The organism is Reyranella sp. GW821-FHT12G01 (assembly GCF_058806575.1).
Map to the genome: position 1 here is coordinate 2,355,365 of NZ_JBXAPV010000001.1, position 15,413 is coordinate 2,370,777.

The 15,413-nt window shown below is 66.9% G+C and carries 16 protein-coding genes; 3 read left to right on the top strand and 13 right to left on the bottom strand.

Features of this window, described 5'->3' with window-relative positions; translation table 11 throughout:
- The 3 genes from hflX to AC1RP5_RS11270 all read left to right on the top strand — a co-directional run bounded on the left by hflX (nucleotide 1) and on the right by AC1RP5_RS11270 (nucleotide 2,554).
- Nucleotides 1-1,356, top strand: a complete 1,356-nt coding sequence (gene hflX, locus AC1RP5_RS11260) for a GTPase HflX (protein WP_493113346.1) — start codon at nucleotides 1-3, stop codon at nucleotides 1,354-1,356.
- 71 nt (nucleotides 1,357-1,427) lie between these two features.
- Nucleotides 1,428-1,715 (top strand): co-chaperone GroES, encoded by a 288-nt coding sequence (locus AC1RP5_RS11265; RefSeq protein WP_493110730.1) that lies wholly within the window; start codon nucleotides 1,428-1,430, stop codon nucleotides 1,713-1,715.
- 5 nt (nucleotides 1,716-1,720) lie between these two features.
- Nucleotides 1,721-2,554 (top strand): inositol monophosphatase family protein, encoded by an 834-nt coding sequence (locus tag AC1RP5_RS11270; protein ID WP_493110731.1) that lies wholly within the window; start codon nucleotides 1,721-1,723, stop codon nucleotides 2,552-2,554.
- A 70-nt stretch (nucleotides 2,555-2,624) separates the two neighbouring features.
- On the opposite strand, the gene AC1RP5_RS11275 is transcribed toward AC1RP5_RS11270, so the two are convergent.
- The 13 genes from AC1RP5_RS11275 to AC1RP5_RS11335 all read right to left on the bottom strand — a co-directional run bounded on the left by AC1RP5_RS11275 (nucleotide 2,625) and on the right by AC1RP5_RS11335 (nucleotide 15,383).
- Entirely contained in the window at nucleotides 2,625-3,020 is a 396-nt protein-coding gene (locus AC1RP5_RS11275; RefSeq protein ID WP_493110732.1) for a VOC family protein, read from the bottom strand.
- 35 nt (nucleotides 3,021-3,055) lie between these two features.
- Nucleotides 3,056-3,898, bottom strand: coding sequence for a nucleoside triphosphate pyrophosphohydrolase (gene mazG / locus AC1RP5_RS11280; RefSeq protein WP_493110733.1), 843 nt, complete (start codon nucleotides 3,896-3,898; stop codon nucleotides 3,056-3,058).
- 71 nt (nucleotides 3,899-3,969) lie between these two features.
- Entirely contained in the window at nucleotides 3,970-4,572 is a 603-nt protein-coding gene (locus tag AC1RP5_RS11285) for a hypothetical protein (RefSeq protein ID WP_493110734.1), read from the bottom strand.
- Between the two features lie 146 nt (nucleotides 4,573-4,718).
- On the bottom strand, nucleotides 4,719-5,489 hold the full coding sequence (locus AC1RP5_RS11290; protein WP_493110735.1) for an MBL fold metallo-hydrolase: 771 nt from the start codon (nucleotides 5,487-5,489) through the stop codon (nucleotides 4,719-4,721).
- The gene (locus AC1RP5_RS11295; RefSeq protein ID WP_493110736.1) at nucleotides 5,480-6,268 is read right to left on the bottom strand and encodes a TatD family hydrolase; all 789 of its coding nucleotides are present in this window, start codon (nucleotides 6,266-6,268) and stop codon (nucleotides 5,480-5,482) included. Before AC1RP5_RS11295 ends, AC1RP5_RS11290 begins: the two co-directional genes overlap by 10 nt.
- Before the next feature lies 1 nt (nucleotide 6,269).
- Entirely contained in the window at nucleotides 6,270-7,880 is a 1,611-nt protein-coding gene (gene metG / locus AC1RP5_RS11300) for a methionine--tRNA ligase (RefSeq protein ID WP_493110737.1), read from the bottom strand.
- Nucleotides 7,881-8,054: 174 nt separating this feature from the next.
- Nucleotides 8,055-9,185 (bottom strand): DNA polymerase III subunit delta', encoded by a 1,131-nt coding sequence (locus AC1RP5_RS11305; protein WP_493110738.1) that lies wholly within the window; start codon nucleotides 9,183-9,185, stop codon nucleotides 8,055-8,057.
- Between the two features lie 3 nt (nucleotides 9,186-9,188).
- Nucleotides 9,189-9,827 (bottom strand): dTMP kinase, encoded by a 639-nt coding sequence (tmk, locus tag AC1RP5_RS11310; protein ID WP_493110739.1) that lies wholly within the window; start codon nucleotides 9,825-9,827, stop codon nucleotides 9,189-9,191.
- Nucleotides 9,824-11,098, bottom strand: coding sequence for a D-alanyl-D-alanine carboxypeptidase family protein (locus AC1RP5_RS11315; RefSeq protein WP_493110740.1), 1,275 nt, complete (start codon nucleotides 11,096-11,098; stop codon nucleotides 9,824-9,826). The genes tmk and AC1RP5_RS11315 overlap by 4 nt, the downstream gene beginning before the upstream one ends.
- A gap of 13 nt (nucleotides 11,099-11,111) precedes the next feature.
- Nucleotides 11,112-12,161, bottom strand: a complete 1,050-nt coding sequence (locus tag AC1RP5_RS11320; RefSeq protein ID WP_493110741.1) for a septal ring lytic transglycosylase RlpA family protein — start codon at nucleotides 12,159-12,161, stop codon at nucleotides 11,112-11,114.
- A 59-nt stretch (nucleotides 12,162-12,220) separates the two neighbouring features.
- The gene (locus AC1RP5_RS11325) at nucleotides 12,221-13,096 is read right to left on the bottom strand and encodes a lytic murein transglycosylase (protein WP_493110742.1); all 876 of its coding nucleotides are present in this window, start codon (nucleotides 13,094-13,096) and stop codon (nucleotides 12,221-12,223) included.
- Nucleotides 13,097-13,155: 59 nt separating this feature from the next.
- Nucleotides 13,156-14,130, bottom strand: a complete 975-nt coding sequence (locus AC1RP5_RS11330; RefSeq protein ID WP_493110743.1) for a Bug family tripartite tricarboxylate transporter substrate binding protein — start codon at nucleotides 14,128-14,130, stop codon at nucleotides 13,156-13,158.
- Between the two features lie 110 nt (nucleotides 14,131-14,240).
- Nucleotides 14,241-15,383: an acyl-CoA dehydrogenase family protein gene (locus AC1RP5_RS11335; RefSeq protein ID WP_493110744.1), complete on the bottom strand. Its 1,143-nt coding sequence runs from the start codon at nucleotides 15,381-15,383 to the stop codon at nucleotides 14,241-14,243.
- Between the last annotated feature and the right edge of the window lie 30 nt (nucleotides 15,384-15,413).

Here is a 15,413-nt window from a genome sequence, read left to right on the forward strand (position 1 = left end):
ATCGACGATCCCGAGCAGGACGACTCCGAAAAGCGCATCCGCAAACCGTTGGACACCGTGCGCCCCGCGACGGTGGCCGCGGTCGTGTGTCCCTACACTGCCGGCCCGAGAGGGCGCGGCAGCGATCGCGACAGTGACGCCAAGCTCGAGGAGGCGGTGGGCCTTGCCCGCGCCATCGACCTCGACGTGCGCCTGGCGCAGGTCGCGCCGCTGCGCCAGGTCACGCCCGCGACCCTGCTCGGCAAGGGCGTCGTTGCGCGCATCGCCGCCGCGGTCGAGGAACTGGGCATCGGACTGGTCGTCGTCGACGACAAGCTGACCCCGGTCCAGCAGCGCAACCTCGAAAAGGCCTGGCAGACCAAGGTCATCGACCGCACCGGCCTCATCCTGGAGATCTTCGGCGCGCGGGCCCGCACGCATGAAGGCCGCCTGCAGGTTGAGCTGGCCGCGCTCGACTACCAGCGCGGCCGCCTCGTTCGATCGTGGACCCATCTCGAGCGCCAGCGCGGCGGCTTCGGCTTCATGGGTGGCCCGGGTGAATCGCAGATCGAGATCGACCGCCGCCTGATCGGCGAACGCATCGTGCGGATCAAGCGCGACCTCGAAAGCGTGCGCAAGACGCGCGCCGTCAATCGCGCCGGCCGCAAGAAGGCGCGGCTGCCGACGGTGGCGCTGGTCGGCTACACCAACGCTGGCAAGTCGACCCTCTTCAACCGCATGTCGGGCGCCGAGGTCATGGCCAAGGACCTGCTGTTCGCCACGCTCGACCCGACCATGCGGTCGATCAAGCTGCCGAACGGCAAGGGCTGCGTGCTGTCCGATACGGTGGGCTTCGTCTCCGACCTGCCGACCCATCTGGTAGCCGCCTTCCGCGCCACCCTGGAAGAGGTCATCGAGGCCGACCTGATCGTGCACGTGCGCGACATTTCCCATCCCGACAGCGAACAGCAACGCGCCGACGTCGAGGACGTACTGCGCGAGCTGGGCGCGCTGGACGAGGGGGAAGGGCGCCCGTTTATCGAAGCGCTGAACAAGGTCGATGCGCTGCCCGAGGACGTGCGGCAGGTGCTGCAGACGCGTACCGCCACCGGCGCCGCCCGCGCGCGCCAGTACCCGGTCTCGGCCCTGACCGGCGAAGGCGTCGACGCCCTGCTGGACGCCATCGCCGATCTGCTGAGCGGCGCCGGCGAGGCGCGCGAAGTTTCCGTGCCGCTGGCCGACGGGGCGACAATCGCCTGGCTCTACCGCCACGGCGAGGTCCGCAGCCGCCGCGACGAGGGCGAGACGGCCTGGCTGACGGTCGCGCTGGACGAGGCGGCGGCTGCCCAGTTCGAGCGCCGCCAGCAGGTGCGTTGACACCCCGCGGGCGCACTTCCTATAAGCGCCCAAACACCGGAATGCTCACCACCAAGACGAAGGAAAAGACCATGGGTTTCAAGCCCTTGCACGACCGACTGCTGCTGAAGCCCGTCGCCGCCGAGACCCGCACCAAGTCGGGCCTGATCATTCCCGACACGGCCCAGGAAAAGCCGATGCAGGGCAAGGTCGTCGCGGTCGGCAAGGGCCGCCGCCTTGAGGACGGCCGCCTGCAGGAGCTGGGCGTGAAGGTCGGCGACACCGTCCTGTACGGAAAGTGGTCCGGCACCGAGGTGAAGCTCGGCGGCGAGGATCACGTGATCCTGAAGGAAGAGGACCTCTTCGGCGTCGTCGGCTGAGGCCGATGCTCGACGCCGGCGGCTCGCAACGGGTCGCCGAACTCATGCGCGAGACCGCGGCAGCCGAGCTGCTGCCGCGTTTCCGCAATCTCTCCAAGGACGACGTCCGGCAGAAACGGCCGGGCGACATCGTGACGGTGGCCGACGTCGCGTCCGAGCTGCGTCTGGCGACCAGCCTCGCCAAGATCCTGCCCGGCGTGCCGGTGGTGGGCGAGGAGGCCGTCGAGAAGGACGCGAGCCTTCTCGACCTGATCGCCCGCCCGGGCGAGGCCTGCTGGATCGTCGACCCGCTCGACGGCACCTCGAACTTCGCAGCCGGCCGCGACCGCTTCGCCATGATCGTCTGCCTGGTGCAAGACACAAAGGCGATCGCCGGCTGGATCCTCGACGTGCCGCGCAACCGCATGGCCGTGGCCCATCTCGGCGGTGGGGTGACGTTCGACGGCGCTGCCGTCCAGGTCAAGCCGACCGCCGAACCTCTGAACGGCTTCGTCGGCTACAAGATCGCCAAGGCCTTCGACGAGCAGCTGAGCCCGCAGCATCGCGCACGGCTCGGCCAGATCACGACTCTGCGCTGCGCCGGCGCCGAATATCTCGAAATCCTCGCGGGCCACGCCAATTTCAGCCTCTACCGTATGACCAAGCCATGGGACCACGCGGCCGGCACGCTGATGATGCGCGAAGCCGGCGGCGGCGCCGTGCAGTTCGGTGGTGATCCGTACATGCCGGCACAGGCCCTCAACGCCGGCCTGATCGCAGCCTCGACGACCGAGGCGCTGGACGAGGCGAGGGCGCTCCTCGAAGCGTCCCAGATGCCGCTCCTCACTCCAAAGTCTTAGCCGGACCGCGGGCCTCCAGGCCCGCATCATGATCATGAGCGGGCCTGGAGGCCCGCGGTCCAGATGAGCCTCAGCAGTCCCGACTGCCTTCCGCAGGATCGTTGCAGAAGAGGGCGATCTTGTTGCCCAGCGGGTCGCGCAGGTACGCGACGTAGAAGTGCTTGGTGTATTGCGCGCGGAAGCCTGGCGCGCCCTCGTCGCTGCCGCCCGCCGCGAGGCCGGCCGCATGCAGGCTGCCCACCAGCGCATGGGTTGGCGCACGGAAGGCCGCCATCGAGCCATTGCCGGCGGTCGCGGCGCGGCCGTCATAGGGCGTGATGACATAGACGTCTGGCGTGCCGGGCTTCGAGAAGACCGCGGCATTGCCGTCGTCCTTCCGGGCGTAGCCCAGCGGTTCCAGGATCGCGGCGTAGAAACGGCCCGAGCCTGCGAGGTCGTTGGCGCCGATCATGATGTAGCCCAGCATTCCAGACGCTCCCTGCCGGCGGTTGAGAACGGGCCTCAGGCCTTCGTCTTGGCTTCCTGCCAAAGGGTTTCCATCTCCTCGAGGCTGGCCTCGGCGGGTTTGCGGCCTTGCTCGCCCAGTCGGCGCTCGATGTAGCGGAAACGCTTCTCGAACTTGTCGTTGGTGGCTCTCAAGGCGACCTCGGGGTCGACCTTGCAGTGCCGCGCGAGATTGGCGACGGCGAACAGGACATCGCCAAGTTCATCGGCGACCTTTTCCTGCTCGACCTTTCCGGCCTCCAGTTCGGCCCGCAGTTCGGCCAGCTCTTCCTCGATCTTGTCGATGACAGGCCCGATCGTAGCCCAGTCGAAACCGACCCGGGCGGCCCGCTTCTGGATCTTCTCGGCGCGCATCAGGGCGGGAAGGGCGCGGGCCACCCCGTCCAAGGCGCCGGCCGGCGCCTTGGCGGCTCCCTCGGTGGCTGCCTTGGCTGCCCGCTCGGCAGCCTTCCGGGCCTCCCAGGAGACGGTCTGGGCATCGGCGGTCTTGATATCGAGGTCGCCGAAGACGTGCGGATGCCGGTCGACCATCTTGTCGGCAATGGCGGCCGCCACGTCGTCGAAGTCGAAGGCCTTGGCCTCGCTGGCGATCTGGCTGTGATAGACGACCTGCAGCAGCAGGTCGCCGAGCTCTTCCTTGAGGGCTGGCATGTCGTCGCGCTCGATCGCGTCGGCGACCTCGTAGGCTTCCTCGATCGTATACGGCGCGATGGTCCGGAAGGTCTGGTCGATGTCCCAGGGGCAGCCGTGCTGGCGGTCGCGCAGCCAGGCCATGACGGAGAGGAGCCGCTGGAGCGGTTCCTTGGGCAGCGATTCCGGAGTTGGCCGTCCTGAGCTCATGCCGCGTAACCCATTTCCGATTATCGTATAATATATATTATGACAAATATTGGTTAGTTAGTAATTACCGGCTATTGCCAGTCGATCCGCATGTTCTGGGTGATGAGCGCCAAGAGCGCCAATCCGCGGCCGGCCTCGTTCGCCGGCATGCCCAGGGTCACCAGCAGGCCGAACTTGGCATTCCGGGGATTGGGAATGATCAGGTCGAACACCGTGCGCGGACCGCTACTGTCGTTCGGGCCCTTGGGCACATTCTCGTAGACGATGACGAAGCTGCCGTCGCTGAGCTTGCGGGCCTGGGCCTGGACACCGGGACGGTGCGCCTTGATCGAGCCGGCCTTGGTGGCGGCGTAGTGCTCGGCGTTCTTCACGCCCTCGTAGTCGAAGTCGACCCGCCAGACGATCAGCCGGAAGCGCTTGTCGATCGTGTAGGCGACGCCCCGCTCCCCGTCCTCGCTGGCCTGCCATCCCATGGGCAGCAGAAGTTCGACCTTTACCGAGTTGAAGCGCAGGCGGACCGCTTGGTTGGCCTGATCGATGCCCAGGACACGCGAGAAGCTCTGGCTGGTGCCGCCGCCGACGCTCTGCTCGCCGTGGCTGAAGCTGGCGCCGTTGTCGGGCGTACCGAAATCCCGGAACGTGAGCCCGCCGGTCTCGAGTTTATCCGCCGCCAAGGCTGCAAACGGGCTCGCAAACGAGGCCAAACCGGCCGCCGCGGCCGTCACCAGGAACATCCGGCGACCGGACTCTTTTTGTCCACCATCAGGTGTCAGTTGAGAATTCGTCCGTATCTCACTGATATTTTTCAATAATCTGGCCTTTACAGGTCGATCTGGAGACCATCATGGCACGGCGTTACGTGAGCCGGTGTCGTCCGGTCGAGTTCCGCATAGTCCATATCGACATGGAGGTTGGTCAAGAAGGCCCGGCGCGGCTTCAACCGATCTATCCACTGTAGCGCGCGATCGAGATGGGCGTGCGTGGGGTGCGGGCGGTAACGCATGGCGTCGACGATCAGCACCTCTACGCCCTCCAGGGCCACGAGAGCTTCCTCGGGCAGCTCCACCACGTCGTTGGCGTAGCCGATGCCGCCGAAACGGAAGCCCAGCGACGGGATGGTGCCGTGGTCCTGCAGGAACGGCACCACGGGAACGCCGGCGGCCGTGAAGGGCCCGTCGATCACGCTGTGCCGGTAGATCGGATTGTAGAAACCGCTGCCCTCGGCCTGGAAACAGTAGCCGAAGCGCCGGCTGAGCACGTTGAACGTCCGCTCGTCGGACCAGGATTCGATCTGGCCCTGGCGCAGCGCATAGGGCCGCAGGTCGTCGATCCCGTGGCACTGGTCGGCATGGTCGTGTGTCCAGATCACCGCGTCGACCCGCTCGACCTCGGCGGCCAGCAACTGGGCGCGGACATCGGGTGAGGTGTCGACGAGAAGGGTCTTGCCCCGGTCCTGGACGAGGATCGAGCAGCGGCTTCGGCGGTTACGGCCATCGGCCGGATTGGCCGCCCCCCACTCGCCCTTCCCGCCCGGCCCGCCGGGCCGGGGAACGCCGGCCGAGGTTCCGCAGCCCAGGATCGTCACCCGCACCGGGAACGCTCCGCCTTGGTGAACAGCCGGAAGAAATTGTCCGTCGTCGCGGCCTCGAGCTCGGCCAGGCTGACGCCCTTGAGCTCGGCGACCTTGGCGGCGGTGTGGGCCACGTAGGCCGGCTCGTTGGTCTTGCCGCGCTTGGGGATCGGCGCCAGGTACGGCGCGTCGGTCTCGACCAGCAGCCGGTCGAGCGGCAGGTCGCGCACGATGGTGCGCAGCTCCTCGGCCGCCTTGAAGGTCACGATCCCGGAGATCGAGATGTACAGGCCCAGCGCCAGCGCGCGTTCGGCGACGCCACGGCCCGAGCTGAAACAGTGGATCAGACCGGGGAAGGCGCCCTTCCCGTACTCGTCTTCGAGGATGTCGCCGGTCTCGGCATCGGCGTCACGGGTATGGACGATCAGGGGCAGGCCAGTCTGGCGGGACGCCGCGATATGGGCGCGGAAGCTCTCGGCCTGCTCCTCGCGCGGGCTGTGCTCGTAATAGAAGTCGAGACCCGTCTCGCCGATACCGACCACCTTTGGATGGCGCGTCGCCTCGATCAGCCGGTCGGGCGTGCGCTGGCCCTCCTCCTTCGCCTCGTGCGGATGGACGCCGACCGAGCACCAGACATTGTCGTGGCGCTCGGCGATCGCCCTCACCCGCTCGAACTGGTCGAGCCGCGTGCCGATCGTCAGCATGCCCGCGACGCCGGCCGTGCGGGCGCGCGCGAGCACACCCGCCTCGTCCGTCGTCAGCTCCGGAAAATCCAGATGGCAGTGGCTGTCGATAAGCATGTCAGCCCGCGGCCTTCGGTTGCTTGGGCGCCTTGGGCTGCTTCGGCGGCTTGGCCGGCGCGGCGGCAGGCGCCACCGGCTCGACGAAGCGCGGGAAGACGCCCTGCGGCACGGGCAGCGCCGTGCCGGACACCAGCTCCCGGTCGAACGCCGCATAGACGCGATCGGCCGGCGTCACCGCGAGCTGGTCGAGAATCTTCGCCGTCGAGTCGGGCATGAACGGCTGGATGAGCAGCGTGATCCGCCGGATCGCCTCGGCCAGCACCCACAGGACCGTGTCGCGCCGCACAGGATCGGTCTTGGCCAATGCCCACGGCGCCTGCGCATCGACATAACGGTTGGCATCGGCGATCACTTCCCAAATCGCAGTCAGCGCCTTGTGGAAGGCCTGCTCGTCGAGCTCGGCGCGCACGACGGCCAGCAGGCCCTTCGCACGGTCGAGCAACACGGTGTCGGCTTCGACGAGATCTCCCTTGGGAGGGACCTTCTCGCCGCAATTCTTGGCGACGATCGACAGCACCCGCTGGCAGAGATTGCCATAGGCGTTGGCGAGGTCGGCGTTCATGCGGCCGATCAGGGCGCGGCGCGAGAAGTCGCCGTCGTTGCCGAACGGCACCTCGCGCAGCAGGAAGTAGCGCACCGGATCGAGGCCGAAGGTCTTCACCAGCTCGACCGGGTCGATCACGTTGCCCAGCGACTTCGAGATCTTCTGGCCTTCGTTGGTCCACCAGCCGTGAGCGAACACGCGCCTGGGCGGCGCGACGTCGGCGGCCATCAGGAAGGCCGGCCAGAACACGCAATGGAAGCGGATGATGTCCTTGCCGACCATGTGGAGGTCGGCCGGCCAGTACTTCCACAGCGGATTGGCCTGGTCGGGATAGCCTACCTCGGTGATGTAGTTGGTGAGCGCATCCAGCCACACGTACATGATGTGCTTCTCGTCGCCGGGCACGGGAATGCCCCACGAGAAGCTGGTGCGGGAGACCGAGAGATCCTGCAGCCCGCCCTTCACGAAGCTCAGCACCTCGTTGCGCCGGCTGTCGGGACCGATGAACGAGGGATTCTTCTCGTAGAACTCGATCAGCCGGTCGGCCCAGGCGGAGAGCTTGAAGAAGTACGACGGCTCCTCGACCCACTGCACCTCGGCGCCGGTCGACGTTGCGCGGCGCTTGTTGTCGGGGCCGACCTCGGTCTCGCCCTCGACGAAGTAGGTTTCGTCGCGCACCGAGTACCAGCCGGCATACTTGCCTTCGTAGATGTCGCCAGCCTCGACCAGCTTCTTCCACAGCGCCTGGCAGGCCGCGTAGTGGCGCGGCTCGGTCGTGCGGATGAAGTTGTCGGGGCTGTAGTTCATCACGCCGATCAGGTCGCGGAACGACTGGCTCACCTTGTCGGTGAAGGCCTGCGGCGGCAGGCCTGCGGCAGCGGCGGCCGTCTCGATCTTCTGGCCATGCTCGTCGGTGCCGGTCAGGAAGTGGACGTCGTAGCCATCGAGGCGCTTGAAGCGCGCCAGCACATCGCAGGAAAGCGTGGTGTAGGCATGCCCGACATGGGGCACGTCGTTGACGTAGTAGATCGGCGTGGTGATGTAATAGGTACTACGGCCAGACATGGCGACTGAACTCCGGACTGACATGACGCCCCTACCGGGGCACGAGACTCAAGCGCGATCAGCCCCGCATTCGTTCGCAGGGCAGCGAGTCTCTGATGTCGGACCGGGGCAACATGGGCGGTCTTTTCTCACGCCTAACCCCTTGGATCAAGACTTGGGCCGCTGCGGCGGCGTTCAGCGCGTCGCCGATTGCAGCGCCAGGAAGCTGCCCAGGACCGTCTGCTTGCGGTCGAGATTGACTGCGTCGGCGCGCGAAAAGAGCAGCGCGACCTGCTCCGAAGCCGCCATCCAGCGATCGAGGCTCGCGACCTCCAGCAGCCTCGCCCGGAGCCCCTTCTCCATCGGCACGACGGGTGCAGCTTCCGTGGCAAGGGCTGCCTGCCGCATCAGCCCTTTCAGCCAGCCGTCGAACAGATAGTTGAGCGCGCGCCAGTCGGCGTTGGCCTCCTCGCCGCGTTTCGCAAAACGTTCGCCGAAGGCGTGCAGCCGCGGCATGTCGAGGTCGGGCAGGGTCGCCAGCACTTCGACCATCTCGCGATAGAGATCGAGGCTGCCCGCACCCGACAGTTCCAGCGCGCGGCCGATGCTGCCCTCGGCGAGACGGGCGAGCGCCCTTCTCTCCTCGTCCTTGGTCTCGGGCGCGTAGTCACCCAGCAGCTTCACCACCGTGTCGTCGACCAGCGGCTGCAGCGCGAGGCGCCGGCAGCGCGAGCGGATGGTCGGCAGCAGCCGCCCCGGCGCGTGCGAGACGATCAGCAGCACGGCGTTGGGCGGCGGCTCCTCGAGGATCTTCAGCACCGCGTTGGCGCTGTTGCGGTTCATCTCGTCGGCCGAATCGACGATGGCCACGCGCCACTTTCCCATGGCGGGCGTCATGTGCATGAACTCGCCCAGCCCGCGCACGTCGTCGACGGCGATCTCGGCGCGGATGCGGCCGGTGTCGTGGTTGAGCGAGCGGCGCAGATGGAAGAGATCTGGATGCGAGCGCGCGTCGATCAGGTGCCGACCCGGTGCGTCCATCGGCACGTCGAGGTTCTCAGGGCCACCGCCGAACAGTCCGCCCTGGTCCTGGCCCGCCAGCAGGAAGCGTGCGAAGCGCCACGCCAAGGTCGCCTTGCCGATGCCGCGCGGTCCGGTCAGCAGCCAGGCATGATGCAGCCGGCCGCTCTGCTGCGCCGCCAGCATCGTCTTCTCCGCCTGGTCATGGCCGATCAGCCGATCGTTGCGCCACGGCGGCGGCCAGTCGTAGGGCCATTCGAGCTTCTCGATCGCAGCCGGATCGGACGGCGTCTTGCCGCGCGCCACGTCTCAGGCCTCGGTGTGCTTGGTCACTGCGTCGGCGATCGCCTGGGCAATCTCGTCGATGCCCGCGGTGGCATCGATCACGACGCAGCGTTCGGGATCGGCCGTGGCGATGTCCAGGAAGCCCGCTCTCACCCGTTCATGGAAATCGACGGGCAGCGATTCGTAGCGTGTCTCCGTGCCCCGACGCGCCGCGGCGCGCTTCAGCCCGGTCTCGACCGGCAGGTCGAGGATCAGCGTCAGGTCGGGCCGGAAGTCGCCGACGGCAATGTCGTAGAGCGTGCCCAGCATGGCGCGGTCGGCACCGTGGCCGTAACCCTGATAGGCCATGGTCGAATCGGCGAAGCGGTCGGAAACGACCCAGGTGCCGCTCTTGATGGCCGGCAGCACCGTCGTGCGCAGATGCTCGCGGCGGGCCGCGAAATGCAGCAGCGCTTCCGTCACACCGTCCCAGCGTTCCACCGGCCCTTCGACCAGAAGCTTGCGCACCATCTCCGCGCCCGGCGCGCCGCCAGGCTCGCGGGTGGCGATGCATTTGTGGCCGAGCTTCTCGATCCACTCCTTGAGGCGGGTGACCTGGGTCGACTTGCCGGCCCCCTCCCCACCTTCCAGCGTGATGAAGAGGCCTCCGGATCTTTCCGTCACGAGAGCCAGCCGAACATGTAGTGCTGGATCATCGTGGTCATGCGGCCGAACACGCCCATGCGCGCGACGTCGGCGCCGGCTTCGAGCGGATACTCGACCGTGCGGTTGTCCGGCAGGGTGACGACGGCGGTACCGATCTTGGTGCCCTTGACGATGGGCGCGGCGATCGGCCCGTCGAAGCGCGCGACGACGCGCGGGTTCGCGGTCTGGCCGGCCGGCATGGTGATCTGCACGGTCTTCGGGATGACCAACGGCACCTTGTCCTGCGCCCCCAGCCACACCGGTGCCTCGACCACCATGTCGCCGGCGCGGAACACCGTCGTGTTGGTCGATTCGCGGAAGCCCCACTCCATCAGGCGCGCCGTCTCCTGCGCGCGCTCGGCCATCGAGTTGAGGCCGTTGACGACGAGGATCAGGCGGCGGCCATCACGCACCGCCGAGGTGGTCTGGCCGTAGCCGCCCTCTTCCGTGTGGCCGGTCTTGAGACCGTCGGTGCCCGCCGTGGTCGTGAGCAGCCGGTTGCGGTTCTCCTGGCGGATGTTGTTGTAGGTCCAGCCCTTCTCCGAATAGTACTTGTAGTACTGCGGGTAGTCGTCGATCGTCTGCCACGCCAGCACCGCGAGATCGCGCGCCGTCGTGTACTGGCCCTCGTGCGGCCAGCCCGACGCATTCTTGAACACCGTCTTGGTCATGCCGATCTCGCGCGCCCGCTTGGTCATGCGTTCGGCGAAGGCATCCTCGGAACCGGCCAGCCCCTCGGCGATCGTCACGCAGGCGTCGTTGCCCGACAGGATAATGATGCCCTTGATCAGGTCCTCGACCGTAGCCTCGCTGCCGAGTTCGAGGAACATGCGCGAGCCGCCCATGTTGCGGGCCCGCTCACTGACGCGGAAACGCGTGTCGAGCTTGAGGCGTCCGGCCGCCAGTTCGTCGAAGATGATGAAGATGGTCATCATCTTCGACATCGACGACGGCGGCATCGGCGTCTCGGCGTCCTTGAACAGGAGTACCGTCGAGGTCTGCGGATCGACCATGAAGGCGTGACGCGCCAGGGTGCCGATGCCGACTTGCGATGGCGGCAGCGACTCGGGCTTGGGCGCGGCGGCAGCCGCAGCCGGCGCGGCGGGCTTGGCTGTCGACGCAGCGGGCGCCCTGGGCTTGGCCGGCGGCTTCTGCTGCTGCGCCGGCTTCTTCGGCGGATCCTGCGCCTGGGCGTTGAGCGTCAGGCCGGCGATGCCGGCGGCGGCGACGAGCGCGATAGCTGCGCCCACGGAAACCTTGAGTTTATTCCGCAACGACACGGGCATCCCCATAGCCAGAACGCTTGAGCCGGTCGGCGACAATGCCGGCCGCATCGGAAGTGGTATAGGGCCCCAACCGCACGCGATAAACATCGCGACCGTTGGCCGAGCCCTGTGAAACCTCGGGGTTGCCATAACTGCGTACCGCACCGCGCTGGCGTTCGGCATTTTCAGCCGTCGAGAAGGCACCGACCTGCACGAAGAAGCCGCTGGCGGCCGACGACGGCGCCGCCGTCGAGAGCGAGGCGATGGTGGGCGGAACGGCGCCCGACGCCGACTGCGGCGCACCGAACGGCGTGCCGTTGCTGCGTGGTGGCGTCGCATACACGGTCTGTGCGGGTGCCGCGGGCGGAGGCGGCGGTGGCGGCTCATAGACCGCCTGCGCGACCGGCGGCGGCGCCTGTACGGGCACGGGCGCAGGCGCTGGAGCGGCGGCGGGTGCGCGGTTGCCGCTGGCGAGTTGGGCCAGTGCCGCGTGCTGCTCGGCGGGACCGCCGCCACTCAGCGCCACTTCCTTCACCGTCATGCTCTCGGTCGAAAGCTGGTCGATGCGGACGCGGGCCGTGCCCTTGCCCACCATGTCGATTTCCTGCGCCGCGGTGCGCGACAGGTCGATGACGCGGCTGCGCGCGAAGGGCCCGCGATCATTGACGCGGACCACGGTGCTGAGCCCGTTGTCGAGATTGGTGACCCGCACGACGGCGGGCATCTGCAGGGTGCGGTGGGCGGCCGTGCGGTCGGCCTGGTCATAGCGCTCGCCGTTGGCGGTCGACTTGCCGTGGAAGCCCGGCCCGTACCACGAGGCGACGCCCGTCTCTGTCAGGGTGAAGGTCTCTTGCGGCGTATAGGTGACGCCCTCGATCTTGTAGGGCTGGCCGATCTTATAGGTGCCGCGCTGGGCAACGCTGCCGCTCGCCCCGCCGCCTTTGCTGGACGACCCGCAGGCCGCCAGGCTCGCCAGAAGGGCGACGGCTCCGCACAGGCGGAGGGTCTGAAAGGCAGGAAATCGCTGAATTACCAACGCTAGCGGCATGATGTTCACATCATACATCATCTTGGGCGGCTGGAGGAGCGGCCTCGTTGGCTTTTGGCTCAGGCCGATATCCGGTCCGACAGCAGACCCACTGCGAGGGCGAAAAAATCGCTCTGGTTCCAGCGCAGGATCACCTTGAAGTTCTCGGTGGTCCGGTAGGCCGGGCCCCCGGCTCCCGACGGCCGGACGATGCGCTGGCCCGCCCCCGCCTGGGCGCCGGCGGAAACCTCCTCGCCCCACTTCACCCCCGGCTTCCAGCCAACCTTGCGAAGGTAGTTCACGATCGAGGCGAAGACGTCGACCTTGTTGGTCCAGATATCCTTGCGCCCGTCGCCGTCGCCATCGGCGGCGTAGGCGATGAAGCTGGTCGGGATGAACTGGCACTGGCCCATCGCGCCGGCCCACGACCCCTTCATCGCGTGCAGGCCGACATGGCCCTGCGACACGATCTTCAGCGCCGCGATCAACTGCTCGCGGAAGAACTTGGCGCGGAAGTTGTTGTGGACCAGCGTCGCCAGCGCCTCGACCACCTCGAAATCGCCGAGCCGCGTGCCGTAGTTGCTCTCGATGCCCCACAGCGCGACCGCGACCGAGGGCGGCAACCCGGCCGGCCCCGCGAAGCGTTCGATCGCCGCGCGGTTCTCGGCCAGCAGCGCCTTGCCGCGCGCCACCCTTTCGTTGGAGACGACGCGCTCCTGATAAGTTTCCCACGTCATCTTGAATTCGGGCTGGTTGCGCGCCTGCTCCATCACCTTCGGGACTTCGCGGATGTCGGCCAGCGCCGCATCGAGCGTCGCACGATCGACGCCCGCCCTCAGCGCCTCGTCCCGTATCCCCTGCAGAAACGCCGGCGGGAATTTCGAGCCGCCGCCCTGGGCCAGAACGGGAAGAGGTGCGAGGGCCGCGCCGGCACAGAGAAGTCTGCGTGTGATCATCAACGACCTTTGCCGGTCAATCTTGCAGACACTATGGCGACCTCGCAGGACTTCGCCTCTCAGTCGGCCTTGAGGTCGAGGTCCTTGACGATGGTCTTCCACACCACGAACTGCTCCTTCTGGTACTGAACCGCCTGCTGCCGCGTCGACGGCATCGGCACGAGGCCGTTCTGCAGCATCTTCGCCCGCACCGATTCCGTTTCGAGGATCTTGACCAGTTCCTTGTTCAGCCGGTCGAGGATGTCGTCGGGCGTCCCTGCGGGTGCGACGGCGCACCACCAGCCGCCCATGTCGGGCGGCGTGGCCAGCCCCTGCTCCGAGAAGGTCGCCACGTCGGGCAGCAGCGCGTGGCGCTGGGCCGTCGTCATACCGACCGCCCTCACCTTGCCGGCCCGGATCATGCTCAGCGACGAGGGTACGTCGCCAACCATGATCTGGACATGCCCACTGATCAGGTCGGCCAGCGCGGGCGGCGTCGACTTATAGGGTACGTGCGTGACATCGAGCTGATAGGCGTTCTTGACGTGGCCGCCATAGGCGATCCCGCCGGTGTTGCCGCTCGCGTAATTGTACTTCCCGGGATTGGCCTTGATCAGCTTGATCAACTCGGGCGCCGTCTTCGCGCTGACGTCGTTGTTGACGAGCCAGACATAGGAAACCGACGCCACCAGCGAGATGTAGCTTAGCTCCTTGGCCGGATCGTAGCGCACGCCGCTGGTCAGGCCGGCCGGGCTCGCGACCAGACCTGAATTGGTCAGGAGCCCGAACGTGTATCCGTCTGGCGGCGCCGTCACGACCATCTCGGTGCCCAGCGTCGTGTTGTTGCCCGGCTTGTTCTCGATGACGATCGGCTGGCCCAGCGCCTGGCCGAGTGGCTCGGAAAGGATACGGGCGAGGATGTCGCTGGCCGAGCCCGCTCCGAAGGGAACGATCAGCCTTATCGGTTTGTTCGGATAGAATTGCGCCATGACGGGCGCGGCAACCAAGAGACTGACGGCGGTAGCTACTCCGCTGAGCCAACGAGCGATCTTCATGAGCTTCCTCCATACTCCGCGAATGTTTCGCGATTATTTTTCTTGATGCAGTTCGAGACGCCTCTTGCTCCTTGGGCTGGCCTTTCAACCGGTGAAGGGGAACGGATAATTCAGAACCTGAACCCGAGATCGCGGGCGATCAGGTTCTTCTGGATTTCGCTGGTGCCCTCGCCGATCACGTAGACCAGCGCGTCGCGATGGATGCGGCCAACCGGATACTCGCGCATGATCCCGGCGCCGCCGTGAATCCGGATTGCCTGTTCGCTGACGGACACGGCGGTCTCGCTCGCAACCAGCTTCACCCTCGCGGCGGTGGCCGAATCGAGCGTGTTCTGGTCGACGCGCCAGGCGCCGTAATAGACGAGCCACTTCGCCGCCTCGATCTGGGCCGACATCTCCGCAAGCTTGTGGCCGATCGCCTGGTAGTCGCCGATCCGCTTGTTCGCGACCATCCGGTCGCGCGCGTAGGCCGTGGCCGCGTCGAAGGCGGCCCGCGCCATGCCGAGGGCATTGGCCGCGACCCCGACGCGGTTTTCGCTGAGCGAGTCCAGTATCACCGGATAGGTGCCCAAACGGTCGCCCAGAACGCAGTCATCCGGAACGAACACATCGTCGATGTGGATCAGGCCGGTCTCGGAGGCGCGGATGCCCTCCTTCTTCAGCTTCTCGATGTTCATGCCCTTGGCAGGCAATTCGACGATGAACAGGCTGATGGCGTCGCCGCTCAGTTCCGGCGCGGTGCGCGCTGCGACCAGCAGGAAATCCGCAATCGGCGAATTCGTGATGTAGAGCTTGCTGCCCTTCAGCTTCCAGCCCCCGTCGACCCTTTCGGCGCGGGTCTTGAGGGCGCGAATATTCGAGCCGCCGTCGGGTTCGCTGAGGGCGAATCCAGCAATCTTCTTTCCCTGCACGGCAGGCCGGAAGAACCGTCGGCGCTGCGCCTCCGTGCCGGCCTTCCAGATCGGCCAGATGCCGAGGTGACTGTGCGCCGACCAGCTCGAGGCGAAGCCCTGGCTCATGTAGCTCAGCTCTTCGCGCACGATGCAGTCGCTGATCTTGTCGAGGCCGCTGCCGCCATCGCTTTCGGGATAACGGACACCCAGCAGGCCGAGTTCGCCCCAGCGTGCAAAGACCTCGCGCGGCAGTACCTCGTGTTCCTCCGCGTCCCTCACCAGCTTCTGATGTTCCGACTGACACAGGCGCCTGACGGTATCGCGTACCGCCTCATGCTGTTCCGAAAAGGAGAAATCCATGATCGACAGCCACTCTCTCTTGCCGGTGAT